The 25986-nt window shown below is 74.3% G+C and carries 25 protein-coding genes and 2 pseudogenes; 14 read left to right on the top strand and 13 right to left on the bottom strand.

Annotated elements, in window-relative coordinates:
- Positions 1-91 precede the first annotated feature (91 nt).
- The 4 genes and pseudogenes from A2U95_RS18890 to A2U95_RS18875 all read left to right on the top strand — a co-directional run bounded on the left by A2U95_RS18890 (position 92) and on the right by A2U95_RS18875 (position 3829).
- On the top strand, positions 92-1633 hold the full coding sequence (locus tag A2U95_RS18890; protein ID WP_166024077.1) for an ATP-dependent DNA ligase: 1542 nt from the start codon (positions 92-94) through the stop codon (positions 1631-1633).
- Positions 1630-2170: pseudogene (locus tag A2U95_RS18885) on the top strand (NUDIX hydrolase). The gene A2U95_RS18890 and the pseudogene A2U95_RS18885 overlap by 4 nt, the downstream one beginning before the upstream one ends.
- 14 nt (positions 2171-2184) lie before the next feature.
- Positions 2185-3570, top strand: coding sequence for an NADP-dependent succinic semialdehyde dehydrogenase (locus A2U95_RS18880; protein WP_166024073.1), 1386 nt, complete (start codon positions 2185-2187; stop codon positions 3568-3570).
- 25 nt (positions 3571-3595) lie between these two features.
- Entirely contained in the window at positions 3596-3829 is a 234-nt protein-coding gene (locus tag A2U95_RS18875) for a DUF6213 family protein (RefSeq protein WP_166024071.1), read from the top strand.
- 87 nt (positions 3830-3916) lie between these two features.
- Here A2U95_RS18875 and A2U95_RS18870 read toward each other — a convergent pair whose 3' ends face one another.
- Positions 3917-4693, bottom strand: coding sequence for a transcriptional regulator (locus A2U95_RS18870; protein ID WP_166024069.1), 777 nt, complete (start codon positions 4691-4693; stop codon positions 3917-3919).
- 128 nt (positions 4694-4821) lie between these two features.
- Here A2U95_RS18870 and A2U95_RS18865 point away from each other — a divergent pair, with 128 nt between their 5' ends.
- From A2U95_RS18865 to A2U95_RS18855, 3 genes are read left to right on the top strand one after another with little or no spacing between them, the layout of a single operon-like run.
- Positions 4822-5922 (top strand): type III polyketide synthase, encoded by a 1101-nt coding sequence (locus A2U95_RS18865; protein ID WP_166024067.1) that lies wholly within the window; start codon positions 4822-4824, stop codon positions 5920-5922.
- A gap of 49 nt (positions 5923-5971) precedes the next feature.
- Positions 5972-7195, top strand: a complete 1224-nt coding sequence (locus A2U95_RS18860; RefSeq protein WP_166024065.1) for a cytochrome P450 — start codon at positions 5972-5974, stop codon at positions 7193-7195.
- A gap of 7 nt (positions 7196-7202) precedes the next feature.
- Positions 7203-7751, top strand: a complete 549-nt coding sequence (locus A2U95_RS18855; protein WP_166024063.1) for a cupin domain-containing protein — start codon at positions 7203-7205, stop codon at positions 7749-7751.
- Between the two features lie 45 nt (positions 7752-7796).
- On the opposite strand, the gene A2U95_RS18850 is transcribed toward A2U95_RS18855, so the two are convergent.
- Positions 7797-9029 carry an acyl-CoA dehydrogenase family protein gene (locus A2U95_RS18850; RefSeq protein ID WP_166024061.1) on the bottom strand — a complete coding sequence of 411 codons (1233 nt, stop codon included), beginning with the start codon at positions 9027-9029 and terminating at the stop codon, positions 7797-7799.
- A gap of 223 nt (positions 9030-9252) precedes the next feature.
- On the opposite strand from A2U95_RS18850, the gene A2U95_RS18845 reads away from it, so the two are divergent.
- Positions 9253-9903, top strand: a complete 651-nt coding sequence (locus A2U95_RS18845; protein ID WP_166024059.1) for a TetR/AcrR family transcriptional regulator — start codon at positions 9253-9255, stop codon at positions 9901-9903.
- 65 nt (positions 9904-9968) lie between these two features.
- Here A2U95_RS18845 and def read toward each other — a convergent pair whose 3' ends face one another.
- Positions 9969-10514: a peptide deformylase gene (def, locus tag A2U95_RS18840; protein ID WP_206282908.1), complete on the bottom strand. Its 546-nt coding sequence runs from the start codon at positions 10512-10514 to the stop codon at positions 9969-9971.
- Positions 10515-10694: 180 nt separating this feature from the next.
- On the opposite strand from def, the gene A2U95_RS18835 reads away from it, so the two are divergent.
- From A2U95_RS18835 to A2U95_RS18820, 4 genes are all read left to right on the top strand, one after another.
- Positions 10695-11936 carry a MurT ligase domain-containing protein gene (locus A2U95_RS18835; RefSeq protein WP_166024056.1) on the top strand — a complete coding sequence of 414 codons (1242 nt, stop codon included), beginning with the start codon at positions 10695-10697 and terminating at the stop codon, positions 11934-11936.
- Between the two features lie 47 nt (positions 11937-11983).
- On the top strand, positions 11984-12712 hold the full coding sequence (locus A2U95_RS18830; protein ID WP_166024054.1) for a type 1 glutamine amidotransferase: 729 nt from the start codon (positions 11984-11986) through the stop codon (positions 12710-12712).
- A 225-nt stretch (positions 12713-12937) separates the two neighbouring features.
- The gene (locus A2U95_RS18825; RefSeq protein WP_166024052.1) at positions 12938-13963 is read left to right on the top strand and encodes a 6-phosphofructokinase; all 1026 of its coding nucleotides are present in this window, start codon (positions 12938-12940) and stop codon (positions 13961-13963) included.
- A gap of 133 nt (positions 13964-14096) precedes the next feature.
- Positions 14097-15053 (top strand): cytochrome c oxidase assembly protein, encoded by a 957-nt coding sequence (locus tag A2U95_RS18820; protein WP_166024050.1) that lies wholly within the window; start codon positions 14097-14099, stop codon positions 15051-15053.
- A gap of 57 nt (positions 15054-15110) precedes the next feature.
- Here the strand turns inward: A2U95_RS18820 and A2U95_RS18815 are convergent, their stop codons facing one another.
- The 5 genes from A2U95_RS18815 to A2U95_RS18795 form a co-directional block, all read right to left on the bottom strand.
- The gene (locus A2U95_RS18815) at positions 15111-15302 is read right to left on the bottom strand and encodes a hypothetical protein (RefSeq protein ID WP_166024048.1); all 192 of its coding nucleotides are present in this window, start codon (positions 15300-15302) and stop codon (positions 15111-15113) included.
- 51 nt (positions 15303-15353) lie between these two features.
- Positions 15354-16592, bottom strand: a complete 1239-nt coding sequence (locus A2U95_RS18810; RefSeq protein ID WP_166024046.1) for a sensor histidine kinase — start codon at positions 16590-16592, stop codon at positions 15354-15356.
- Positions 16589-18319, bottom strand: coding sequence for a sodium/solute symporter (locus A2U95_RS18805; RefSeq protein WP_166024044.1), 1731 nt, complete (start codon positions 18317-18319; stop codon positions 16589-16591). Before A2U95_RS18805 ends, A2U95_RS18810 begins: the two co-directional genes overlap by 4 nt.
- 91 nt (positions 18320-18410) lie before the next feature.
- Entirely contained in the window at positions 18411-18797 is a 387-nt protein-coding gene (locus A2U95_RS18800; RefSeq protein WP_166024042.1) for a hypothetical protein, read from the bottom strand.
- Between the two features lie 13 nt (positions 18798-18810).
- On the bottom strand, positions 18811-19560 hold the full coding sequence (locus tag A2U95_RS18795; protein WP_166024040.1) for a LytR/AlgR family response regulator transcription factor: 750 nt from the start codon (positions 19558-19560) through the stop codon (positions 18811-18813).
- Positions 19561-19706: 146 nt separating this feature from the next.
- Here A2U95_RS18795 and ddaH point away from each other — a divergent pair, with 146 nt between their 5' ends.
- Both ddaH and rocD read left to right on the top strand, forming a co-directional pair.
- Complete coding sequence (gene ddaH, locus A2U95_RS18790) at positions 19707-20519, top strand: dimethylargininase (RefSeq protein ID WP_166024038.1); 813 nt, start codon at positions 19707-19709, stop codon at positions 20517-20519.
- Positions 20516-21814, top strand: coding sequence for an ornithine--oxo-acid transaminase (rocD, locus tag A2U95_RS18785; protein ID WP_166024036.1), 1299 nt, complete (start codon positions 20516-20518; stop codon positions 21812-21814). Before ddaH ends, rocD begins: the two co-directional genes overlap by 4 nt.
- Positions 21815-21820: 6 nt before the next feature.
- On the opposite strand, the pseudogene A2U95_RS18780 reads toward rocD, so the two are convergent.
- The 5 genes and pseudogenes from A2U95_RS18780 to A2U95_RS18760 all read right to left on the bottom strand — a co-directional run.
- Positions 21821-22537, bottom strand: a pseudogene (locus tag A2U95_RS18780) (urease accessory protein UreD); the annotation flags it as partial.
- On the bottom strand, positions 22525-23211 hold the full coding sequence (gene ureG / locus A2U95_RS18775) for an urease accessory protein UreG (protein WP_166024034.1): 687 nt from the start codon (positions 23209-23211) through the stop codon (positions 22525-22527). The gene ureG and the pseudogene A2U95_RS18780, both read right to left, overlap by 13 nt.
- Positions 23212-23248: 37 nt before the next feature.
- The gene (locus A2U95_RS18770; protein ID WP_166025372.1) at positions 23249-23923 is read right to left on the bottom strand and encodes an urease accessory protein UreF; all 675 of its coding nucleotides are present in this window, start codon (positions 23921-23923) and stop codon (positions 23249-23251) included.
- 13 nt (positions 23924-23936) lie between these two features.
- The gene (locus A2U95_RS18765) at positions 23937-25679 is read right to left on the bottom strand and encodes an urease subunit alpha (protein WP_420857003.1); all 1743 of its coding nucleotides are present in this window, start codon (positions 25677-25679) and stop codon (positions 23937-23939) included.
- The gene (locus A2U95_RS18760) at positions 25672-25983 is read right to left on the bottom strand and encodes an urease subunit beta (RefSeq protein ID WP_166024032.1); all 312 of its coding nucleotides are present in this window, start codon (positions 25981-25983) and stop codon (positions 25672-25674) included. Before A2U95_RS18760 ends, A2U95_RS18765 begins: the two co-directional genes overlap by 8 nt.
- Between the last annotated feature and the right edge of the window lie 3 nt (positions 25984-25986).

Below are 25986 nucleotides of genomic sequence, written 5' to 3'. Positions count from 1 at the left end.
GACGGTCGCCCGCGCCGCATACTAAGCGGTCGCTTGCCCCGAGGGAACCCTCCGACGGGATGAGCGTGCCCCGGTGGGGAACCTGGACGGCATGTTGCTGGTGCGTGTTGCCACCGTGTCGCGTGAGGTCGCCGCCACCTCGTCGCGGTCCCGCAAGAAGGCGCTGCTCGCCGGACTGTTCCGGGAGGCGGAGCCGGCGGACGTGCCCGTGGTGATCCCCTACCTGGCGGGCCGGCTTCCCCAGGGGCGGCTGGGCGTCGGCTGGAAGACCCTCCGCGGCCCCGTCCCCGCGGCGGACGGGGCCTCGCTCTCCGTCCTGGAGACCGACCGGGTCCTGACCGCGCTGAAGGCCGTCTCGGGCCCCGGCTCGCAGGCCGAGCGCGTCCGGCTGGTGACCGGCCTGATGTCCCGGGCCACCGAGGAGGAGCAGGCCTTCCTGATCGCCCTGCTCACCGGCGAGGTCCGGCAGGGCGCCCTCGACGCGGCCGCCGCGGACGGCCTCGCGGAGGCCTCCGGTGCCGCCCCGGACGACGTCCGCCGCGCCGTGATGCTGGCCGGCGGGCTGGCACCGGTCGCCGAGGCACTGCTGGCCGAGGGGCCGGGCGCCCTGGAGCGCTTCCGCCTCACGGTGGGCCGTCCGGTGCTGCCGATGCTGGCGCAGAGCGCCGCCTCGGCGGCCGAGGCGGTGGAACGGCTGGGTGGCGCGGCCGCCGTCGAGGAGAAACTGGACGGCATCCGGGTCCAGGTCCACCGCGACGGCGACGAGATCCGGATCCACACCCGCACCCTGGACGACATCACCGATCGCCTGCCCGAGGTGGTCGCCGCCGCCCGGGAGCTGGGCGGCGAGCGCCTGATCCTGGACGGCGAGGTGATCGCCCTGGACGGGGACGGCCGCCCCCGGCCCTTCCAGGAGACCGCCGGCCGGATCGGCTCCCGCACCGACGTGGCCACCGCGGCCCGCGCGGTGCCCGTCTCCCCCGTCTTCTTCGACGTCCTCCACGTGGACGGCCGCGACCTCATGGACCTGCCGTTCACCGAACGCCACGCCGAGCTGGCCCGCCTGGTGCCCGAACCCCGGCGGGTACGGCGCGCGGTGGTGGACGGGCCCGGGGGTGCCGCCGAGGCGGAGCGCTTCCTCGCCGCGACACTGGAGCGGGGCCACGAGGGCGTGGTGGTGAAGGCGCTGGACACCCCGTACAGCGCGGGCCGCCGCGGCGCGGGCTGGCTGAAGGTGAAACCGGTGCACACCCTGGACCTGGTGGTGCTGGCCGCCGAGTGGGGCAGCGGGCGGCGCTCCGGGAAGCTGTCCAACCTGCACCTGGGCGCCCGCACGGCGGACGGCGGGTTCGCGATGCTCGGCAAGACGTTCAAGGGCATGACCGACGAGCTGCTGCGGTGGCAGACCGAACGGCTGCGGGAGCTGGCCGTGGAACAGCACTCCTGGGGTGTCACCGTCCGTCCGGAACTCGTGGTGGAGATCGCCTACGACGGCCTCCAGCGCTCCACCCGCTACCCGGCCGGGGTCGCCCTGCGCTTCGCCCGGGTGCTGCGGTACCGCGAGGACAAGCCCGCCGCCGAGGCGGACACCGTGGAGACCCTGCTCGCCGCGCACCCCGCGGTCGCCCCGTGAGCGGCGGGCGCAGCGCCGGCCTGCTGCTGCACCGCCGCGGCGCGGACGGCGGCGTGGAGGTGCTGCTGGGTCGTGGGGGGTCCCCCCTGCTCGAGCGAAGCCGGGAGCTTGGGGGAGGGGGGTCCGTTCTTCGCCCGCCGCGACGCGGGCGCGTGGACGATCCCCAAGGGCGAGTACGACGCGGACGAGGAGCCCTGGGCGGCGGCGCTGCGCGAGTTCCGCGAGGAGCTGGGGCTGGAGCCGCCCGACGGCCCCGCCGTGCCGCTCGGGGAGGTGCGCCAGGCCGGCGGCAAGACGGTCACCGCGTGGGCGGTCGGGGCGGACCTGGACCCCGCCGCCGTTCCGGGGACCTTCGAGATGGAGTGGCCCCGCGGCTCCGGGCGGATCCGGGTCTTCCCGGAGCTGGACCGCGTCGCCTGGCTGCCCCTCGGCCGGGCGGCCGAGGTGATCGTGAAGGCGCAGGCCGAGTTTCTCCGCCGCCTCGCTGAGCACTCGGCCCCCGGCGCACCACACGCGGGCGAACCGCAGGACGAGTGAGGAGTTGGTGGGGCATGCCCATCGCCACCGTGAACCCGGCGACCGGTGAGACGGTCCGGACGTTCGAGGCCATCGGCGCGGAGGAGGTCGAGCGCCGGCTCGCGGCCGCGGACGCGGCGTTCCGGTCGTACCGGACCACCCCGTTCGCGGAGCGTTCCCGGCTGCTGCGCCGGGCCGCCGACCTGCTGGAGCGGGAGAGCGAGGAGGTCGCCCGGACCCTCACCACCGAGATGGGCAAGCCGCTGAAGCAGGCCCGCGCGGAGGCCGCCAAGTGCGTCAAGGCGATGCGCTGGTACGCCGACCGGGCCGAGGCGCTGCTGGCCGACGAGCACCCCGACCCGGCCGACGTGGCGGACTCCGGCGGTTCCCGGGCCGTGGTGCGCTACCGGCCGATGGGTCCGGTGCTGGCGGTGATGCCGTGGAACTTCCCGCTCTGGCAGGTCGTGCGGTTCGCCGCGCCCGCCCTGATGGCCGGCAACGTGGGCCTGCTCAAGCACGCCTCGAACGTGCCGCAGACCGCGCTGTACCTGGACGGGCTGTTCCGGCGCGCGGGCTTCCCGGAGGGCTGTTTCCAGACGCTGCTGATCGGCTCGGCCGAGGTGGAGAAGGTCGTGCGGGACCCGCGGGTCCGGGCCGCCACCCTGACCGGCAGCGAGCCCGCCGGGCGCGCGGTGGCCGCCGCGGCCGGGGACGAGATCAAGCACACGGTGCTGGAGCTGGGCGGCAGCGACCCGTTCGTGGTGATGCCCTCCGCCGACCTGGACCGGGCCGCCCAGGTCGCCGTCACCGCGCGCACCCAGAACACCGGCCAGTCCTGCATCGCCGCCAAGCGGTTCATCGTGCACGCCGACGTCTACGACGCCTTCGCCGAGCGGTTCGTCGCCGGCGTCCGGGCGCTGCGGACCGGCGACCCGATGGACGAGTCCACCGACGTCGGCCCGCTCTCCTCCGAGAAGGGCCGCGCCGACCTGGAGGAGTTGGTCGACGACGCGGTGGCGCAGGGCGCCGAGGTGCTCTGCGGGGGCCGGCGCCCCGAGGGGCCGGGCTGGTTCTACGAGCCGACGGTGCTGGCCGGCATCACCCCGAAGATGCGCGTGCACCACGAGGAGACCTTCGGCCCGGTCGCCACGCTGTACCGGGCGGCCGGCCTGGAGGAGGCGGTGGCGATCGCCAACGACACGTCGTTCGGGCTGAGTTCCAACGTCTGGACGGACGACGAGGAGGAGGTCGAACGGTTCGCCCGCGACCTGGAGGCGGGCGGGGTGTACGTCAACGGGATGACCGCCTCCCACCCGGCGTTCCCGTTCGGCGGAGTGAAGCGGTCCGGCTACGGACGGGAGCTTTCCGGCCACGGCATCCGGGAGTTCTGCAACATCACGACCGTTTGGCACGGAGCGTGACCCTTACGGGTCTACCATCCCCTTTGTGAACCGCGAAGTGACTCTCCCCCTGATCGTCGACAGCGGCGGCACGCTGCAGGTGGCGGCCGCCGACGTCAGCAGGTTGCTGCGGGCGGTCGGCGGGCGGTGGCTGCGGCTGGTGGAGGACGGCCGCGACGACCTGGACGAGGACACCGTGGCGACGCTCACCATCGAACTCGCCAAGCTGGCCGACCGGATCGACGTGGCCTGCATCGCCCACAGCAGCGACCGTCCCTGACCCCGTCCGCGGCCCCTCGTCCCGCCCCCGTCCCTCCCCCCACCCCCCCACCGCCCGCCGCCCTCCGGTCCACCGCCCGCCGGCCCGTCAGCGCTCCCGGCCCTTCCGGGCCCCCTGCCCCTCCTGGTCCTCCTGCCCCTCGAGCAGCGCGTCCCAGAACCCGGCCTCGTACGAGCGGAGCAGGCGGCCGTGCCGGCGCACGGCCGCCTCGTCGATCCGGCCGGCGTCGGCCCACTCCTGGACGGCGGCCAGGACCGTCTCCTCGTACTCCGGCGAGGGGGTGGCGAACAGGTCGAAGAAGCCGCACGCCGTGTCGTCCAGGCCGTAGTGCTCCCGCAGGCCCTTGGCGATGCGGGCGCAGTAGCCGCCCCAGGCCGAGAAGTTGGCGGCCAGCGCGAGCACGGTGCCGGCCGGCGCGGCGTTGAGCGCCAGCCAGGCCACGAAGGCGGGGTACGCCTGGCAGCCGGGGCGCGGCTCGTAGCCGTGCCCGCCGCCCCCCGGCCCGTGGCCGTGTCCGCCGCCCCCGGGCCCGTCCTCCCGCCCCCGCGCGCCCTCCGCCGCGTCGGCCACCGCCCCGACCGCCCGGGCGAAGTCCTCCAGCCGCTCCGCCGCCACCTCCTCGCCGCGCGCCAGTTCGGCGTAGTACGCCGCGCACCGGGGCATCGCCGCAGCCCGTTCCGCGAGCCGCAGGAAGGCGCGCCGGTCGGCCGCGACCACCGCCCGTTCCTCCAGCGCCAGCGCCCGCAGCACCCCGGCGCCGGCCTCGCCCCGCTCGATCAGCGGCACGGTCCGGTTGGCGCCGGGGTCGGGGGCGAACTCGGCCCTCGCCCGTTCGAGCAGGTCACGCGCTTCCGTCCGCCCCACAGCGGTCTCCCGTCCTCGTTCCTGACGTCACCCTTCCCCGGTTGGAGCACTCCCGCGCGATATCCGCGCCCCGCCGGGTGAGGCTGAGTGATGCACCGACACATCCCCACGAAAGCAGGTGCACCCACATGGCCACGTTGTGCAAGCCCTCGGTGTCCGTGCCCGAGCACGTGATCACCATGGAGGAGACGCTGGAACTGGCGCGCTCCCGACACCACGACCACCCCCAGCTCCCCCTCGCGCTGCGACTGATCGAGAACACCGGGGTCCGCACCCGGCGCATCGTGCAGCCCATCGAGGAGACCCTGAAGCACCCCGGTTTCGAGGACCGCAACAAGATCTACGAAGCCGAGGCCAAGGCCCGCGTCCCCGCCGTGGTGCGGCAGGCGCTGGACCACGCGGAGATCCTGCCGGGCGACATCGACGTCATCCTCTACGTCTCCTGCACGGGCTTCATGATGCCCTCGATGACCGCCTGGCTGATCAACGAGATGGGCTTCCCCTCCACGACGCGGCAGATACCGATCGCGCAGCTCGGCTGTGCGGCCGGCGGAGCCGCCGTGAACCGGGCACACGACTTCTGCACCGCCTACCCGGAGGCCAACGCGCTGATCGTGGCGTGCGAGTTCTGCTCGCTCTGCTACCAGCCCACCGACCTCGGCGTCGGCTCGCTGCTCTCCAACGGCCTCTTCGGCGACGGCATCGCCGCCGCCGTGGTCCGCGGCCAGGGCGGCACCGGCATGCGGCTGGAGCGCAACAGCTCGTACCTGATCCCCAAGACCGAGGACTGGATCTCGTACGACGTCCGGGCGACCGGCTTCCACTTCCTGCTGGACAAGCGCGTGCCGGGCACCATGGAGCCGCTGGCCCCCGCCCTCCACGACCTGGCCCGCGCCCACGCGTGGAACGCCTCCGAGCTGGACTTCTACATCATCCACGCCGGCGGCCCGCGCATCCTCGACGACCTGACCAAGTACCTGCGCGTCGAACCGCACGCCTTCCGGTTCAGCCGTGCGACGCTGACCGAGTACGGCAACATCGCCAGCGCCGTGGTGCTGGACGCCCTGCGCCGCCTGTTCGACGAGGGCGGGGTCGAGGAAGGGGCCCGCGGCATGCTCGCCGGCTTCGGACCCGGCATCACGGCCGAGATGTCGGTGGGCACCTGGCAGACCGGCGGCGGCAGCCGGGCGCGCGACGCGGCGGCCCGCGCGGTGCGGACCCCGGCATGAGGCGCGGCCCGAGGCGCCGCCCGAGACGCGGACGGAGACGACACCTGACATGACCTCCACCACCGACGAGGCCACCGCCTCGTCCCTGCCCCCGGTGCGGGACTGGCCGGCGATCGACCTGCACGGCGCCGACTTCGACCCGGTCCTCACCGAACTGATGCGCGAGGGTCCGGTCACCCGGATCCGGCTGCCCAACGGCGAGGGCTGGGCCTGGCTGGTCACCCGCTACGACGACGTCCGCGCGGTGACCAACGACCCCCGGTTCAGCCGTGCCCTGGTGATGGGCCGCCCGGTCACCCGGCTGGCCCCGCACTTCATCCCCGGCTCGGACGCGATCGGCTTCCTCGATCCGCCGGACCACACCCGGCTGCGCCGCTCGGTCGCGGCGGCGTTCACCGCGCGGGGCGTGGAACGGGTGCGGGAGCGGTCCCGGCGGATGCTGGACGAGCTGGTGGACGGCCTGCTCGCCGGGGGTCCGCCCGCCGACCTCACCGAGGCGGTGCTCAGCCCCTTCCCCATCGCCGTGGTCTGCGAGCTGATGGGCGTCCCGGCCTCGGACCGCGGCCTGATGCACGACTGGACCCAGCGGATCCTCTCCCAGTCGCACGGCGCCGAGGTCAGCGAGCGGGCGCGCGAGGACATGTCCGCCTACTTCACCCGGCTGATCGAGGAGCGGCGCGGCGCCGACGGCGAGGACGTCACCTCGCTGCTGGGCGCCGCCGTCGGCCGCGACGAGATCACCGTGCGGGAGGCCGTCGGCCTGGCGGTGCTGGTGCAGATCGGCGGCGAGGCGGTCACCAACAACAGCGGGCAGATGTTCTACCTGCTGCTCACCCGCCCCGAACTGGCCGAACGGCTGCGCGCCGAGCCCGAGGCGCGTCCGAAGGCGGTGGAGGAGCTGCTCCGGTACATCCCGCACCGCAACGCGGTGGGGCTGTCCCGGATCGCCACCGAGGACGTCGAGATCCAGGGCGTGCGGATCCGCGCGGGCGACGTGGTGTACAACTCCTACCTCGCCGCCAACCGGGACCCCGAGGTCTTCCCCGATCCGGACCGGATCGACCTCGACCGCAGCCCCAACCCGCACGTCGCCTTCGGCTTCGGCCCGCACTACTGCGTGGGCGGCATGCTGGCCCGGATGGAGTCCCAGCTGCTGGTCGACGCGCTGCTGGACCGGGTGCCGGGGCTGCGGCTGGCGGTGCCGGCCGAGGAGGTGCCGTTCCGCAAGGGCGCGCTGATCCGCGGTCCCGAGTCCCTTCCGGTCACCTGGTGAGCCGCCGATGTCCATGACGGAGGGGCTGCTGGTGCCGCCGGGCCACGGCCGCACGGTGGCCACGCCCGCCCAGCACGTGACGTTCAAGGTCACCGGGGCGCACTCGCGGACGGCGTCCAGCTTCGAGGTGGTCGTGCCGCCCGGTTTCGACGTGGGCGCGCACGTCCACACCCGCAGCGAGGAGCTGTTCTACGTCCTGGAGGGCGAGCTGGACGTGCTCGCCTTCGAACCGCGGGTGCGGACGCCGGACAACTGGCGCCGCTGGGAGTCCACCTCCGGGAGCCGCGTGGTGCGCGCCGGCCCGGGCACGGTCATCGCCGTGCCCCCGGGCTGTCCGCACGCCTTCGCCAACCCGACGGACACCCCGGCCCGGATGTTCTTCCAGGCCGCGCCGCCGCCGGACCACGAGCGGTACTTCGAGGAACTGCTGGAGATCCTCTCCTCTGGCGGTCCGCCCGACGAGGCGGCGATCGAGGCGCTGCGGGCCCGCTACGACATCCAGCAGCTCACCCCGCTCCGGCACGACGCCTCACCGGAGCGGCTCGTCACCGGGTAGGACCGGGGCGGCCTCCTCCCGGGGACCGGGAGGGGGCCTCTTCGGCTAGCGGACGTGGACGCCCGAGATGGTGCGGGCGATGACCAGGCGCTGGATCTCGCTCGTCCCTTCGAAGATCGTGTAGATGGCCGCGTCGCGGTGCATGCGCTCGACCGGGTACTCGCGGGTGAAGCCGTTGCCGCCCAGGATCTGGACCGCCTGGGCGGTGACCTTCTTGGCCGTCTCGCTGGCGAAGAGCTTGGACTGCGAACCCTCGGCGCCGTTGAACGGCTTGCCGTTGACCGCCATCCAGGAGGCGCGCCAGACCAGCAGACGCGCGGCGTCCACGGAGGTGCGCATGTCGGCGAGCTGGAAGGCCACGCCCTGGTTGTCGATGATCGGGCGGCCGAACTGCTCGCGCGTCTTGGCGTACTCCAGGGCGTAGTCGTACGCCGCCCGCGCGGTGCCGACGGCCATCGCGCCGACGACCGGGCGGGACGCCTCGAAGGTCGCCATGGCCGCGTTCTTCACCCGCTCGCCGCCCGACGCCTTCCTCGCCCTCTCCCGGGCGCGGGCGAGGCGCTCGTCCAGCTTCTCCTTGCCGCCGAGCAGGCAGGAGCCGGGGACGCGCACGTTGTCCAGGATGACCTCGGCGGTGTGCGAGGCGCGGATGCCGTGCTTCTGGAACTTCTGGCCCTGCGAGAGGCCCTCGGTGCCCGGCGGGACGATGAACGAGGCGTGGCCCTTGGAGCCGAGCTCCGGGTCGACCACCGCGACCACCACGTGGACGTTGGCGATCCCGCCGTTGGTCGCCCAGGTCTTGGTGCCGTTGATCACCCACTCGTCCTTGGCCTCGTCGTAGACCGCGCGGGTGCGCATGGCGGCCACGTCGGAGCCGGCGTCGGGCTCGGAGGAGCAGAAGGCGGCGACCTTCACGTCGTCCGGGGTGCCGTACATCTGGGGGATCCAGGTGCCGATCTGCTCGTCGGTCCCGTTGGCCAGCACGCCGACCGCGGCGAGGCCGGTGCCCATGATCGACAGGGCGATGCCGGCGTCGCCCCAGAAGAGCTCCTCGGTGGCCATCGGGAGGCCGAGACCGGTCTGGTCGAAGTACTGCTGGGCGTAGAAGTCCAGGGAATAGATGCCGAGCTTGGCGGCTTCCTGGATGATGGGCCAGGGAGTCTCCTCGCGCTCGTCCCACTCGGCGGCCGCCGGGCGCATCACGTCGGTGGCGAACCCGTGGAGCCAGTCCCGGACCTCCTTCTGCTCGTCGTTGAGCTCCATGGTGAACTCGGCCATGACCCCTCCAGTGCGACCGTATGTGTTACTTGCGGTAACCGCAGTCTGTTACTGGCCGGTAGGAAAGTCAACCCACCTGTTTTCCGCCCGTTTCCGCAGGAGGGAACCCCTGTCCGAGGTGTGGGCGACGCCACGACTTCCGAGCCACGGGGCCGCCGCGGGCCGATCAGTGTTACTTTGCGCGAGCATCACCGAATACGCACGGGTGGGGAGAGCACCGACCATGGAGACGACGCAGCAGGGGACCGCGCAGCAGAGGTCCACCGAGCGGCGCCGCCGCGAACTGCTGGAAGCCGCGGACCGGGTGGTGCTCCGTGACGGCCCGGGCGCCTCCATGAACGCGATCGCGGCCGAGGCCGGGATCACCAAGCCGATCCTGTACCGGCACTTCGGCGACAAGGGCGGACTGTACGCCGCGCTCGCCCAGCGGCACACCGACGCGCTCCTGGCCTCGCTGCGGGCCGCGCTGGACGCGCCGGCCGACCGGCGGCGGCAGCGGGTGGAGGCGACGCTCGACACCTACCTGACGGCGATCGAGGCGCGGCCGCAGGTGTACCGGTTCCTGATGCACCCGTCCGACGGCGGCTCCTCGGGCGAGCCGGGGTTCGACGTGGGGCGCCACTCGGCGCCGCTGCTGCGCCGGATGGGCGAGGAGCTGGCCCAGGTCATCGAGGAGCGGCTCGACCTCGGCCCGAAGGGGCGGCTGCTCGCGCGGGTCTGGGGCCACGGGATCGTGGGCATGATGCACGCGGCCGGCGACTGGTGGCTGGGTGAGCGTCCGTGCCCGCGCGAGGAACTGGTCCGCAGCCTGGCCGACCTGCTCTGGGGCCGCCTCGCCGAGGCGGGCGACCGCGAGGACGGCCCGGCGTTCTGACCGGCTCCGCCGCGGAGCGCGTGCGCACGCGCTCCGCGGCGGAGCCACGGGCCGGGGAGCGGCGGTCACCCCTCGGCGGCCCACTGCGCCCGCGCGGCCTTCCGCAGCAGCCGCCGCTGCCGCAGCCCCGTGAGGCGGTCCGCGTAGACCAGCCCGTCGAGGTGGTCGCACTCGTGCTGCAGGCACCGCGCGAAGAACCCGGTGCCGTGGACCTCCACCGGCTCGCCCGAGACGGAGAGGCCCCGCACCACCGCCCGGTCGAACCGCGGCGTCCCCGCCTCCAGGCCGGGCAGGGACAGACACCCCTCCGGCCCGCGCACCGTCACTCCGTCGGCCTCCACCAGCCGGGGATTCACCAGATGACCGAGATGGCGGACGTCCTCGTCGTCCGGACAGTCGTACACGAAGACCCGCACCCCCTCCCCCACCTGGTTGGCCGCGAGCCCCACACCGCCCGCCGCGTACATGGTGGCGAACATGTCCTCGACCAGTCGTTCGAGCTCCGGCCCGAATTCCGTCACCTCCGCGCAAGGGCTGTGCAGCACGGGGGCTCCGTGCAGGGTGAGGGGTCTCACGCGCCCGTCGGCGCCGGGGATCGAACCGTGTCGCATGCCGGTCAGGGTACGGTCCTTCCAGGCCATGACGGTTCCGTGAGCCCTCGGGCTCTCCCGCCGCGGCCGATCACGGTGCGGTTCCGATATTCGGCCGGGTGAGCGGATCTCGATAGGCTGAGGCCACCACACGCTGCCGGGACTCACGCGCGGCGCGTACGCAAGGAGGATCGAGAACTGATGGCAGGCACCTCGGACCCGCTGACGCCGCGGGCCAAGCTGGCCGTGACGGCGGGCAAGACCGCCGCGGCCGTCTCCCGGGCAGCCGGACGCGGCAGCGGCTCGGTGATCGGCGGCCGGGTCGCGCTGAAGCTGGACCCCGAGCTCCTGGCCCGGCTCGCGCAGGGCCTGGACGTCACGCTCGTCTCGGCGACCAACGGCAAGACCACCACGACCCGGCTGATCGCCGAGGCGCTGCGCGCGGCCGGCCCGGTGGTCTCCAACGCGCTGGGCGCCAACATGCCCGCGGGCATCACCTCGGCCCTGGCCGAGCGCGGTGACGAGGCGCGCTTCGGCGTCATCGAGGTCGACGAGAAGTACCTGATCGCCGTCGCCCGCGAGACCGACCCCAAGTGCGTCGCGCTGCTGAACCTCTCGCGCGACCAGCTCGACCGCGCCGCCGAGACCCGCATGGTCGCGGAGAACTGGCGCGAGGGCCTGGCCGGCACCAAGGCCGTGGTGGTGGCCAACGCCGACGACCCGCTGATCGTGTGGGCGGCCTCGTCCTCCCCCAACGTGATCTGGGTGGCGGCCGGCCAGATGTGGAAGGACGACGCCTGGTCCTGCCCGTCCTGCGGCGGCGTGCTGCAGCGCCCGGGCGACGACTGGTTCTGCGGCGAGTGCGGCTTCCGCCGTCCGACGCCGAGCTGGGCGCTCTCCGGCGACCACGTCCTGGACCCGCACGGTTCCGCCTGGCCGATCCACCTCCAGCTCCCGGGCCGCGCCAACCGCGCCAACGCCACCTCCTCCGCCGCCGTGGCCGCCGTCTTCGGCGTGCCCCCGCAGGTGGCGCTGGAGCGCATGTACCACGTGCAGGCGGTGGCCGGCCGGTACGACACCGTCCAGTTCCAGGGGCGCGACCTGCGCCTGCTGCTCGCCAAGAACCCGGCGGGCTGGCTGGAGACGTTCTCGCTGATCGACCCGCCGCCGACCCCGGTGATCCTGTCGGTGAACGCCCGGGGCGCCGACGGCACCGACACCTCCTGGCTGTGGGACGTCGACTACTCCCGGCTCAACGGCCACCCGATCTTCGTGCTCGGTGACCGCAAGCTGGACCTGGCGGTGCGCCTGGAGGTCGCGAACCAGAACTTCCAGGTCTGCGAGAACCTCGACGAGGCGGTCCGCCTCGCCCCTCCGGGGCGCATCGAGGTCATCGCCAACTACACCGCCTTCCAGGACCTGCGCCGCCGCGTCGGCAACTGAACCCCGACCAGCGACTGACCAGCGACTCACAGTTCGAGGACCGACTCATGAGTGACAGCCAACTCCGGCTGGTGTGGATCTACCCGGATCTGCTCAGCACCTACGGCGACCAGGGCAACGCCCTCGTCGTCGAGCGCCGGGCGCGTCAGCGCGGCCTGGACGTGGCCCGCGTCGACGTGCGCAGCGACCAGCCCGTGCCGACCTCCGGCGACATCTACCTGATCGGCGGCGGCGAGGACCGTCCGCAGCGCCTCGCCGCGGAGCGGCTGCGCCGCGACGGCGGCCTGCACCGCGCGGTCGGCAACGGCGCGATCGTCTTCTCGGTCTGCGCCGGCTACCAGATCCTCGGCCACGAGTTCATCAACGACCTCGGGCAGCGCGAGGCGGGCCTCGGCCTGCTCGACGTGGTCTCGGTGCGCGGCGAGGGCGCCCGCTGCGTCGGCGACGTCCTCGCCGACATCGACCCGCGGCTCGGCCTGCCCCCGCTGACCGGCTTCGAGAACCACCAGGGCGTGACGCACGTCGGCCCGAACGCCAAGCCGCTGGCCAGCGTGCGGTTCGGCAACGGCAACGGCACCGGGGACGGCACCGAGGGCGCGTACAACGACACGGTCTTCGGCACCTACATGCATGGCCCCGTGCTGGCGCGCAACCCGCACATCGCGGACCACCTGCTGAAGCTGGCCCTCGACGTCAACGCCCTGCCGCCGGTCGACGACCGGTGGTACGAGGCGCTGCGCCAGGAGCGCATCGCGGCGGCCACCCAGCCGGCCTGACGAGCGCCGGGAACCGCCCTCCGGCCGGCCCCGGCAGCACCCCCGAGACACCCCCGAACCCGCCTTCCGGGAGCCCGTTTGACGGGGCATCCGCACAGGTGAGCGGGGGTGTCCGGCTGTCGGACGCCGGGTTCGGCAGGGGGCCCCGACGCCGGTAGGGTGACGGTCGTCAAGCCCGGACGAAGCGGTCCGGTGCCGTCCCCCATCGAGAAGGTTATTCGCGCCATGCGCATTGGTGTGCTCACCTCCGGCGGCGACTGCCCCGGCCTGAACGCCGTCATCCGCTCCGTCGTGCACCGCGCCGTCGACGCCCACGGCGACGAGGTGATCGGTTTCCGCGACGGCTGGAGGGGCCTCCTGGAGGGCGACCACCTCCCGCTGGACCTGGACGCCGTCAGCGGCATCCTGGCCCGCGGCGGCACCATCCTCGGCTCCTCCCGCGTCCGCCCCGAGGACCTGCGGGACGGCGTGGAGCGGGCCAAGGGGCACCTGAAGGAGCTCGGCCTCGACGCCGTCATCCCGATCGGCGGCGAGGGCACCCTGAAGGCCGCCCGCCTCCTCTCCGACAACGGGCTGCCCATCGTGGGCGTGCCCAAGACCATCGACAACGACATCGCGGTCACCGACGTCACCTTCGGCTTCGACACCGCCGTGGGCGTGGCCACCGACGCCCTGGACCGGCTGAAGACCACCGCCGAGTCCCACCAGCGGGTCCTGATCGTCGAGGTCATGGGCCGCCACACCGGCTGGATCGCCCTGCACTCCGGCATGGCGGCCGGGGCCCACGCGATCGTGGTGCCCGAGCGGCCCTTCGACGTCAAGGAGCTGACCGAGCGGGTCGGCGCGCGGTTCGAGGCCGGCAAGCGGTTCGCGATAGTCGTGGTGGCCGAGGGCGCCAAGCCGCTCCCGGGCACCATGGACTTCGACGAGGGCGGCAAGGACATCTACGGCCACGAGCGGTTCGCCGGCATCGCCAACCTGCTGGCGGCCGAGCTCGAGCACCGCCTCGGCAAGGAGGCCCGCCCGGTGATCCTCGGGCACGTCCAGCGCGGCGGCACCCCCACCGCCTACGACCGGGTGCTGGCGACCCGTTTCGGATGGCACGCGGTGGAGGCCGTGCACCGCGGCGAGTTCGGGAGGATGACCGCGCTGCGCGGCACCGACATCGTCACCGTGCCGCTGGCCGAGGCCGTCGCCTCGCTCAAGACGGTCCCCGAGGAGCGCTACGCCGAGGCTCCCACGGTGGTGTGACCCGCGCCTCCCCCGCGCCTGCGAACCTTCCGTGAATCGCAGGTGGACCGCCCCCGGCCGCCGGCACGGCCGGGGGCGGTTCTAGTCTGGTGCGGACGGATTTGCACAACCCCCACGAAACAGGAGCCGGCGGATGGACCACAGCGGTCACGGCGCCATGGATCTGCCCCCGTTCACCCTCGGCCGGGGGCTCGCGTGGTCCCCGGACCCCTTCTTCCTCGTCGCCTGCCTGCTGGGGCTGCTGCTCTACGGCTGGGGCGTCGTCAGGCTGACCCGGCGCGGCGACCGGTGGCCGGTCGGCCGGACGGTCTCCTTCGTCGCCGGCGTGCTGAGCGTGCTGCTGGTGATGTGCACCGGGCTGAACGACTACGGCATGGTCATGTTCAGCGTGCACATGGTGCAGCACATGGTGCTGAGCATGCTCTCACCGATCATGATCCTGCTGGGCGCCCCGGTCACCCTGGCGCTGCGCGCCCTCCCGGTGGCCGCGCGGGGCAGCCTGGGCCCGCGCGAGCTGCTGCTCAAGCTGCTGCACAGCCGGTACATGCGGGTGATCACCCACCCGCTGTTCACCATCCCCATGTTCATCGCCAGCCTCTACGCGCTGTACTTCACGCCGCTGGTCGACCTCCTGATGGGCTCCTACCCGGGGCACATCGCGATGATGGTGCACTTCTTCGCGGTGGGCGTGGTCTTCTTCTGGCCGATCATGGGCGTGGACCCCGGTCCGCACCGCCCGGGCCACCTGATGCGGATGCTGGAGCTCTTCGCCGGCATGCCGTTCCACGCGTTCTTCGGCATCGCGCTGATGATGGCGTCCACCCCGATGATCGGGGCGTTCGCCCACCCGCCGGCCTCGCTGGGCATCGACCCGATGGAGGACCTCAACGCGGCGGGCGGCATCGCCTGGGCGTTCAGCGAGATCCCGTCGGTGCTGGTGCTGATCGCCCTGCTGTTCCAGTGGTACGGCTCGGAGCAGCGGCAGGCCAGGCGCAAGGACCGCGCGGCCGACCGGGACGGCGACGCGGAGCTGGAGGCGTACAACGCCTACCTCGCCTCCCTGCGGGCGGGCTCGGCCCGCCAGGGCTGACCGGGCCCGCCGCCCGGGGCCCACCGCCGCGGGTCCGTCCCGGATCCGCGGCGCGGGTCAGGTGTCGCGCAGCGCCACCAGGGTCAGGAAGAGGGCCCCGAGGACCACCCACCCGAACCAGAGCCAGCCGTTGCTGCCGAGCGCCACCGAGTAGGCCGTCACGACGACGAGGCCGCCCGCGGTGAGCGCTCCCATCGCCTTGGCCGAGCCGTGCGTCTTCGTTCCGGATGTCCCGGGCGTGTCAGGCATGGCGCCCTCCTCAGGTCCGTTACCCCCATGGTGCCCCGCCCGCCCCGCTTCTCACCCCCTGCGGAGCCCGCCCGTTCCCGGGGCCGCAGGGTGCACGCCCGGCCGGTACTTCGGCAGCCGCACGGTGACCTTCATCCCGGCGCCCCGGGCCGTCTCGATGACCAGCCCGTAGTCGTCGCCGTAGACCTGGCGGAGCCGGTCGTCGACGTTGGACAGGCCGATGCCCCCGGACGGCCCGGCCTCGCCGGCCAGGATCCGGCGCAGCAGCCCGGGGTCCATGCCGACGCCGTCGTCCTCGATGACGACGACCGCCTCGGCGCCCTCGTCGCGGGCGGTGATGGCGATGCCGCACTTCTCGCCGCGCCCCTCCAGCCCGTGCTTGACGGCGTTCTCCACCAGCGGCTGCAGGCACAGGAACGGCAGGGTGACGGGCAGCACCTCGGGCGCGATCTGCAGCGTCACCGCCAGCCGGTCGCCGAAGCGGGCGCGGACCAGCGCCAGGTAGTGGTCGATGGCGTGCAGCTCGTCGGCGAGGGTGGTGAAGTCGCCGTGCCGCCGGAACGAGTAGCGGGTGAAGTCGGCGAACTCCAGCAGCAGCTCCCTGGCCCGCTCCGGATCGGTGCGGACGAAGGAGGCGATCACCGCGAGCGAGTTGAAGACGAAGTGCGGGGAGATCTGCGCCCGTAGCGCCCGGATCTCCGCCTCGATGAGGCGGGTGCGGGAGCGGTCGAGGTCGGCGAGTTCGAGCTGGACGGAGACCCAGCGGGCGACCTCCGCCGCGGCCCGCACCAGGACGGCGGACTCCCCCGGCGCGCAGGCGACCAGCGCGCCGTGCACCCGGTCGTCCACGGTGAGCGGGGCGACCACGGCCCAGCGCAGGGAGCAGTCCGGGGTCCCGCAGCTCAGCCGGAAGGCCTCGCCGCGGCCGGTCTCCAGCGGGCCGGCGAGGCGCTCCATGATCTCGGCCCGGTGGTGGGACCCGGCGCCGTCCCAGACGAGGACCCGGTCCGTGTCGGTGAGGCAGAGCGCCTCGGTGCCGAGCAGGGAGCGCAGTCTGCGCGAGGCGCGGCGGGCGGTCTCCTCGGTCAGCCCGGCGCGCAGCGGCGGGGCGGCCAGCGAGGCGGTGTGCAGGGTCTGGAAGGTGGCGTGCTCGACGGGCGTGCCCAGTCCGGCCCGGCGGAACGGCCGGGCGGACGGGCGGGCGGTGCGGCGGCCGAGCCAGAAGCCGGCGGCCAGCAGCGGCGGCACGGCCGCGCAGAACCCCGTCAGGAGGGCGCCCAGGGTGCTCATGCCGTGTTCTCCTTCCGGCCCGGACCGCCGCCGATCTCCTCGGGCAGGTGGAAGCGGGCGAGGACGGCGTCGGTGTCCGGGGGCACCCGGCCGGGGGTGGCCAGGGAGACCAGGATCATGGTGAGGAAGGCCAGCGGCACGGACCACAGGGCGGGCCAGGCCAGCAGGGAGTGGGGGACGCCGGTCGCCGGGTGGGGGCCGACGAGGGTGACCGACACGGCGGCGAGCGCGGACCCCCCGCCGACCAGCATGCCGGCGGCCGCGCCGGGCGGGGTGAGCCGCCGCCACCAGATGCCGAGCACCAGCAGGGGGCAGAAGGACGAGGCGGACACCGCGAAGGCGAGGCCGACGGCGTCGGCGATGGGCAGCCGCCCGGCCAGCACGCTCGCGGCCAGCGGCACGGCCATGGCGGTGACGGCGCCCACCCGGAAGTGGCGGATGCCGCGGGAGGGCAGCGCGTCCTGGGCGATCACCCCGGCGAGCGCGACGGTGAGTCCGGAGGCGGTGGACAGGAACGCGGCGAAGGCGCCGCCGGCCACCAGGGCGCCCAGCAGGTCGCCGCCGACGCCGCCGATCATGCGGTCCGGGAGCAGCAGCACCGCGGCGTCGGTGTTGCCGGTGAGGACCAGTTCGGGGGCGTACATCCGGGCGAGCGCCCCGTACACCGGGGGCAGCAGGTAGAAGGCGCCGATCAGGCCGAGGACCACGACGGTGGTGCGGCGGGCGGCCACCCCGTTGGGGCTGGTGTAGAAGCGGACGACCACGTGGGGCAGGCCCATGGTGCCGAGGAAGGTGGCGATGATCAGGCCGTAGGTGGCGTGCAGCGGGCGTTCGCCCTGGGGCGCGGACGCGCTGTCGGAGAGGGCGGTGTCGCCGGCGCCCCGGGCGGCCGGGACGGGCGCTCCGGCCGGCAGGCGGAGCCGGGAGCCCGCCTCCACCGTGTGGACGCCGGCGGTCAGGGAGATCCGGTCGCCGTCGTACGGGCGTCCGTCGACGCGGCCGTGGACGGTGACGGCGAGGGGCCCGGCGAGGCGGATCTCCACGGTGTCCTGCACCCGCACGGTGCGCTGCTCGCGGAAGGCGGCGGGTTCGTCGAACGCCCGGGTGGGCGCGCCGTCGCCCCGCCAGGCGAGGACCAGGAAGAGGGCGGGGACGAGCAGGGCGGTCAGCTTGAGCCAGTACTGGAAGGCCTGGACGAAGGTGATGGAGCGCATTCCGCCGGCGGCGACGTTGGCGACCACCACCACCGCGACGATCACCGAGCCGAGCGTGCCCGGCGCCCCGGTGAGGACCTTGAGGGTGAGCCCGGCGCCCTGGAGCTGGGGCATCAGGTAGAGCCAGCCGATCCCGACCACGAAGCCGCTCGCCAGCTTCCGCACCCCGGGCGAGGCGAGCCGGGCCTCGGCGAAGTCGGGCAGGGTGTAGGCGCCGGAGCGGCGCAGCGGGGCGGCGACGAAGATCAGCAGGAGCAGGTATCCGGCGGTGTAGCCGACCGGGTACCAGAGCATGTCGGGTCCCTGGACGAGGACCAGCCCGGCGATGCCCAGGAAGGAGGCGGCGGAGAGGTACTCGCCGCTGATGGCGGCCGCGTTGAGCCGGGGGCCGACGGTGCGGGAGGCGACGTAGAAGTCGGAGGTGGTGCGGGAGACCCGCAGGCCGAAGGCGCCGACCAGGGCGGTGGCGACCACCACCAGGGCGACGGCGGCCACGGCGTGGCTCTCGTTCATGCCGTGTGGCTCCCGTTCATCGCGCGCAGCTCCCGTTCGTCCCGCGCGGCGCCCGTCCCTCGCGCGCGGCTCTCGTTCCTCGCGTGTCCGCTCAGCGGTCCTGGTCCTCGACGAGGCGCACGAAGTCCCGCTCGTGGCGTTCGGCGCGGCGCACGTGCCACCGGGCGAGCAGCACCAGCGGCGGGTAGAGGCAGAAGCCGAGCACCGCCCACTCCAGGACGCGGCCGTGCGGCGCGGCGGCGAAGAGCAGCGGCAGCGGGGCGACCAGCGCGGCGAGGACGGCGAAGACGGCCAGCGCGGTGCGGAGCTGGGTGCGCATCAGGGAGCGGACGTAGGTGTGGCCGAGGGTGGTCTGTTCGTGGATCTCGGTGCGGGGCCGGTAGGGGGCTCCGCGGCCGCGGCCGTGGTGGCGGCGGGGCGGTCCGGTGACCACCACGCGGGCGGGCCGCTCCGCGGTCTGTCCTGGTTCGTGGGACATGGGCGGCGGCCTCCTACGCGGCGCCGCGGCGCATCAGCAGGTCGCGCAGTTCGCGGGCGTGACGGCGGCTGACCTGGAGTTCCTCGTCGCCGACCAGGACGCTCACGGTTCCGGCGGCGAGGCGGAGCTCGCCTATGTGGCGGAGGGCGACCAGGTGGCGCCGGTGGATGCGGACGAAGCCGTGCGGCCGCCAGCGCTCCTCCAGCGTGGAGAGCGGGACGCGGACCAGGTGGCTGCCGGCGGCGGTGTGCAGCCGGGCGTAGTCGCCCTGGGCCTCGACGTGGGTGATGTCCTCGACCTGGACCAGCCGGCGGACGCCTCCGAGGTCCACGGTGATGGCGTCCGGCTCGGGTTCGTGCACGGGTATGCGGGCGGCGCGCAGTTCGTGGGCGCGGCGGACGGCTTCGGCGAGCCGTTCCCGGCGGACGGGCTTGAGGACGTAGTCCACCGCCTTGAGGTCGAAGGCGCGCACGGCGAAGTCCTCGTGCGCGGTGACGAAGACGACCAGGGGCGGGCTGGCGAAGCCGGTCAGCAGGCGGGCCAGGTCCAGGCCGTCGAGGCCCGGCATCTGGATGTCGAGGAAGACCACGTCGATGGCCTCGGGGCCGTCGGGGCCGGACTCCAGGGCGCGGTTGATGCGGCGCAGCGCCTCGGTGGCGTCCGACGCGCCCTCGGCCCTGCCGATCCGGGGGTCGGCGTCCAGCAGGTAGAGGAGTTCGCCCAGGGAGGGGCGTTCGTCGTCGACGGCGAGGGCGCGCAGCATGAGGGTGGAGTCTAGGAGGTATTCGCACGTATGAACACGTCTGCCTGGCCTGCCGGGACGGACCCGCGGCGGCATCGGCACGATCCGCGACGGAACACCCCGCTTGGTCCCTTGTCGGCGCTTTGCCCGCTTCCTAACGTAGGGGCATGTCCGAGAGACGTTCGCCGCGGCGTCGGCGCTTCCTGCTGTGCGAGCCCCGTCATTTCGACGTGTCCTACGCGATCAATCCCTGGATGCACCCGGACGAGGAGGTCGACGTCCGGCGCGCGCACCGGCAGTGGGAGGCGCTGGCCGCCGCCTACCGGGCGCACGGTCATGTGGTCGAGACGCTTCCGCCGGTGCCGGGGCTGCCCGACATGGTCTTCGCGGCCAACGCCGCGCTGGTGCTGGGCGGCCGCGCGCTGGGGTCGCTCTTCCACGCCGCGGAGCGGCGGGACGAGTCGGACCACTACGAGTTGTGGCTCAAGGAGGCCGGCGTCCCGGTGCGGCGGGCCCGGGCGGTCTGCGAGGGCGAGGGCGATCTCGTGCCGGTGGGCGGGCGGGTGCTGGCCGGAACGGGCTTCCGCACCACGCCCGAGGCGCACCGGGAGGCGCAGGAGCACTTCGGGGTCCCGGTCGTGGGGCTCCGGCTGGTGAACCCGTTCTTCTACCACCTGGACACCGCGTTGTTCGCCCTCGACGACGAGAACGTCGCCTACTACCCGGACGCCTTCGCGCCCGAGAGCCGCGCGGTCCTGGAGCGGCTCTTCCCCCACGCGGTGATCGCCACGCTGGGTGACGCGCTGGCCTTCGGCCTGAACTCCGTCTCGGACGGACGCCATGTGTTCATCGCCCCCGGAGCGGTGGCGCTGACCGAGGAACTGGCGCGCCGCGGCTACGTCCCGGTCCCCGTCGACCTGTCGGAGTTCCGCAAGGCAGGCGGGGGCATCAAGTGCTGCACCCTGGAGGTCCGCGCATGACCGCACCGACCGTTCCCTCCGGCCATTCCGGTGGCCCCGACCGTGCCGCCTCCGGCGGCTTCCCCGGGGGTTCCCGGGACTCCGCCGGCCTGATCCGCGCCGAGGAGGCCGTCCTCGCGCCCAACTACCGTCCGCTGCCGGTGGTGGTGGCGCGGGCGGAGGGCGCCTGGGTGGAGGACGTGGAGGGCCGCCGCTACCTCGACCTGCTGGCCGGCTACTCCGCCCTCAACTTCGGCCACCGCCACCCGGTGCTGGTGGAGGCCGCCCACCGCCAGCTCGACCGTCTCACGCTGACCTCGCGCGCCTTCCACAACGACCGGCTGGCCGGCTTCGCCGAGCGGCTGGCCGCGCTGACCGGGCAGGAGATGGTGCTGCCCATGAACACCGGGGCCGAGGCCGTGGAGAGCGCGGTCAAGGTGGCCCGCAAGTGGGCCTACGAGGTCAAGGGCGTGCCCGACGGGCAGGCGACGATCGTGGTGGCCGCCGACAACTTCCACGGGCGGACGACGACGATCGTGGGCTTCTCCACGGACGGGACGGCGCGGGCCGGCTTCGGGCCGTTCGCGCCGGGGTTCCGGATCGTGCCGTACAACGACCTGCCCGCCCTGGAGGCGGCCATGGACGCGACCACGGCGGCGGTGCTGCTGGAGCCGGTGCAGGGCGAGGCGGGGGTGATCGTCCCGGACGACGGTTACCTGACGGCCGTCCGGGAGATCACCCGGCGGGCCGGGTGCCTGTTCGTCGCCGACGAGATCCAGTCCGGGCTGGGCCGGACGGGGTCCACGCTGGCCGTGGACCTGGAGGACGTCACGCCCGACCTGGTGCTGCTGGGCAAGGCGCTGGGCGGCGGCATCGTCCCGGTGTCCGCGGTGGTGGGGCGGCGGGACGTGCTGGGCGTGCTGGGACCGGGGACGCACGGCTCGACGTTCGGCGGCAATCCGCTGGCGGCGGCGGTCGGCTCCGCGGTGGTGGGGCTGCTGGAGACCGGGGAGTACCAGCGGCGGGCGGCCGAGCTGGGCATCGTGCTGCGGGACGGCCTCGCGCCGCTGGTGGGGCGCGGCGTGCTGGGCTTCCGCACGCGGGGCCTGTGGGCGGGCGTCGACGTCGACCCCGCGCTGGGCACGGGCCGCGAGGTGGGCGAGCGGCTCCTCGCGGAGGGCGTCCTGGTGAAGGACACCCACGGGTCCACCCTCCGCATCGCCCCGCCGCTGACCATCACCGAGGACCAGCTGCGCGGGGCGTTGTCGGCCCTCGAGCGGGTGCTCACCACCGCGCGCCGGCCGGCCCGTCCCTGAGGCGGCGGCCGGGCCGGCGGCGCCGGGCGGCGGACCCGGGACGCCGTCCCGTCCGCCCGGGCGCGGCTCGGGGGGACGCGTGGCGAACTCGGGGCGCACCAGCAGCAGCTGGCCGACAGCGCGGTGGCCCCCCAGCACGGCGGGCCCGTCCCAGCCGCCGGGCGCGCCGGGGCCGCAGGCCAGCTCCTGGTCGAGGACGAGCCGTCCGCCCACGCGGAGCGTCAGCCGTGAGGTGAGCGAGCCGGACGGCTCGCCGTGGCGGCCCAGCACCTGTTCCTCCCGGAGCAGCAGCCGGCCGCCCTCCGCGACCTCGGCGCGGGTGCGGACCTCGAGGTCGCTCCCGCGGACCGAGATCAGCGGCTCGGGCTCCCAGCGCAGCGCCGCGTCGGCGGCGACCCGCAGCCGGGTCTCGTGGCGCGCGGGGTCCTTCCCCTGGCCGGGCAGGGCGATCGTGGCGGCGGCCGAGCCGACGCGCAGCCGGGCGTGGGCGGCGACGTCCGCCTCCAGCAGGAACCGGTCGCCGCCCAGCGGCCCGCTCATGGCGCCCACGACCGTCACCCGTGCCTCGCCCGCCGTGCTGCCGCGGGTCCGCCGCAGGGCGAGCGGTCCCTCGCCTGCCAGCACCGGCAGGGCGGTGGAGCCGCGCCCGTCGGGCCGCGCCTCGATCCGGGCGTGCGCGCGGACCCCGGCGGTGCCGCCCACGGCCGTGGTCACGCCCGCCACGCGGCCAGCCGCTCCCGCACCCAGGCGGCGACCGGGGCGACCCCGGCCTCCTCCCGCAGGGACTGGAACACCACCGGCAGCGGGCCCCGCTGCGCCTTGGCGTCGGCGGCCATCCGGGACAGGTCGGAGCCCACGTGGGGGGCCAGGTCGGTCTTGTTGACGACCAGCAGGTCCGCGGTGGTGACGCCGGGGCCGCCCTTGCGCGGGATGTCGTCGCCGCCCGCCACGTCGATCACGAAGATCTGGGCGTCCACCAGTCCCCGGGAGAAGGTGGCGGTGAGGTTGTCGCCGCCGGACTCGACCAGGATCAGGTCCAGCGGCCCGACCGCGTCCTCCAGCTCCTCCACCGCCTCGAGGTTGGCGGAGATGTCGTCGCGGATCGCGGTGTGCGGGCACGCGCCGGTCTCCACGGCGGTGATCCGCTCCGGCGGCAGGACCGCCTCGCGCAGGAGGAACTCGGCGTCCTCCCGGGTGTAGATGTCGTTGGTGACGACGGCCAGCGACAGCTCGGACCGCAGTTCGCGGCAGAGGGCGGCCACGGTGGCGGTCTTGCCCGAGCCGACGGGGCCGCCGAGCCCGAGGCGCAGCGCGCGCCGCGTCCCGTCGGGGCGGCGGGCGGCCGCGCCGGCGGCCGACCCGTGGCCGGGGCCGTCGTGGGGGTGACGCAGGTGCATGGGCGGGGCTCCTTCTGCGGGGGCGGGCGGCGGGGCGTCAGGTGGCGAACAGGCGGCCGGCGCCGGCGGCGTGGGCCTCGGCCGAGATCTCCAGCAGGGGCGCGGAGGCGGCGGGGAGGGCGTCCACGCCCTCGGTCAGCGCCTCGCGGGCCGCCCGCACGGCGCGGGCGGCGACCCGGTCCGTCGCCGGGGCGAGGCGCGCCAGCACCCCGGTGGCGTCGAACGGGTCCAGGCCCAGCAGCCGGACGGTGGCGGTGGCGGGGCCGCCCACGCTCTCGTAGGCGGCGCAGTGGGCGGCGTCCGACGGCTCCAGCCCGGCGGCCCGGGCGACGGCGCCGAGCACCACCGGCTGGTGGACGCCCTTGGGGAACCGCCGCGCCAGCAGGTCGAGTTCGCCGCACGGCCAGGTCGCGCGGCCGGCCCGCAGGAGCTGTCGCCCGAGCCTGCGGGCGGCGGCGCGCAGGGCCGGGGACGGGGTGCGGGCGTCGGCGGCGGCGTCGAGTTCCCCGGGGTCCGCGCCGAGCGCCGCCGCCGCGGCGAGCGACGCGGCCACCAGGCCGGAGGTGTGCAGCCGGCCCCGGCAGAACTCCTCCAGCGAGGCGGCGTCGGTGATCCTGCCCGCCCGGACCGCGGCCTCGGCCCCGCCGGAGTGGGCGTGCCCTCCGGCGGGGAAGCGGCCGTCGGCCAGCAGCAGCAGCGCGGCGCGGGTCATCGGCGGCACCGGCTCAGAAGAGGAAGTAACGCTGGGCCATGGGCAGTTCGGCGGCCGGTGTGGCCTCGACCAGGTCGCCGTCGATGTGCACGGCGAAGCTGTCGGGGTCGATCCGGACGTCCGGCCGGGCGTCGTTCTGCCGCATGTCGGCCTTGGTGACGCCGCGCGTCGACTCGATGGCGGCCCACCGCTTGCCGAGCCCCAGGCGGTCGGGCAGGCCGTCCTCGAGGGCGGCCGGGGCCACGAAGTTGACCGAGTTGGCGGCCGGGGCACGCCCGGAGGCCCCGTACATCGGGCGGGGCAGCACCGGCTGGGGCGTGGGGATGGACGCGTTCGCGTCGCCCATCTGCGCGTAGGCGATCTGCCCGCCCTTGACGACCAGAAGGGGCTTGACGCCGAAGAACGCCGGTTCCCAGAGCACCAGGTCGGCGAGCTTGCCGCTCTCCACCGAGCCGACCTCGCGCGAGAGTCCCTGCGCCACGGCCGGGTTGATCGTGTACTTGGCGACGTAGCGGCGGGCCCGCAGGTTGTCGGCGCGCCCGTCCCCGGGCAGGGGGCCGCGCCGCCGCTTCATGACGTGGGCGGTCTGCCAGGTCCGCAGGATCACCTCCCCGGCCCGGCCCATCGCCTGGGAGTCGGAGGAGATGATCGAGATGGCGCCCAGGTCGTGCAGGACGTCCTCGGCGCCGATGGTGGAGGGCCGGATCCGTGACTCGGCGAAGGCGAGGTCCTCGGGGACGGCCGGGTTGAGGTGGTGGCAGACCATCAGCATGTCGAGGTGTTCCTCGGCGGTGTTGACGGTGAACGGCCGGGTCGGGTTGGTGGAGCTGGGCAGCACGTTGGGCTGCGAGACCACGGTCATGATGTCCGGTGCGTGCCCGCCGCCCGCGCCCTCGGTGTGGTAGGCGTGGATGCCCCGGCCGCCGATCGCGGCGAGGGTGTCGCCGACGAATCCGGCCTCGTTGAGGGTGTCGGTGTGGATGGCGACCTGGATGCCGGTGCGGTCGGCGACGGTGAGCGCGGCGTCGACGGCCGCCGGGGTGGACCCCCAGTCCTCGTGGAGCTTGAGGCCGACGGCGCCGCCGCGGATCTGGGAGAGCATCGCCTCGTGGGAGACGGTGTTGCCCTTGCCCAGCAGGCCGATGTTGAGCGGGTACGCCTCCATCGCCTCCAGCATCCGGGCCAGGTGCCACGGCCCCGGGGTGACGGTGGTGGCCTTGGAGCCCTCGGCGGGTCCGGTGCCGCCGCCGACGAGGGTGGTGACGCCGGAGGCCAGCGCCTCGTCGGCGATCTGCGGGCAGATGAAGTGGACGTGCGCGTCGACCGCCCCGGCGGTGAGGATCCTGCCGTTGCCCGCGATGATCTCGGTCTCCGGTCCGATCACCAGGTCGGGGTGGACGCCGTCCATGGTGTCCGGGTTGCCGGCCTTGCCGATCCCGGTGATCCTGCCGTCCCGGATGCCGACGTCCGCCTTGACGATCCCCCAGTGGTCGAGGATCACCGCGCCGGTGACGACGGTGTCGGGGGCGCCCTCGGCCCGGGTGGCCCGGGACTGGCCCATCGACTCGCGGATCACCTTGCCGCCGCCGAAGACCGCCTCGTCCCCGGCCCGGCCAGGGCCTCCGCAGCGGTCCTCCTCGATCTCCACCAACAGGTCGGTGTCGGCGAGCCGGATCCGGTCGCCGGTGGTGGGGCCGAACAGATCGGCGTACTCGGCGCGCCGCATCGCCGGCGGGCGGGGCGTCTCCTCAGGCATCGAGCGGACCTCCGGTCTCCCCGCGCAGGCCCGGCACCACGCGGCGCCCGGCCAGCGGCACGAGTTCCACCTCCACCGGGATGCCGGGCTCGAACCGCACGGCGGTGCCCGCCGCGACGTGGAGCCGCCGGCCGCGCGCGGCGGCCCGGTCGAACTCCAGCCCCGGGTTGGCCTCGGCGAAGTGGTAGTGGGAGCCGACCTGCACCGGGCGGTCGGCGGCGTTCAGCACGGTGATCCGGGTGACCTCGCGGCCCTCGTTCACGATCACGGGCGCGTCGTCGAAGAGGATCTCTCCGGGAATCACGGC

The sequence above is a fragment of the Streptomyces chilikensis genome (assembly GCF_001642695.1).
In the GTDB taxonomy this organism is placed as follows: Bacteria; Actinomycetota; Actinomycetes; order Streptomycetales; family Streptomycetaceae; genus Streptomyces; species Streptomyces chilikensis.
Note: the sequence above shows the minus strand (reverse complement) of the source record. Positions and strands in the feature narration are given on the sequence as shown.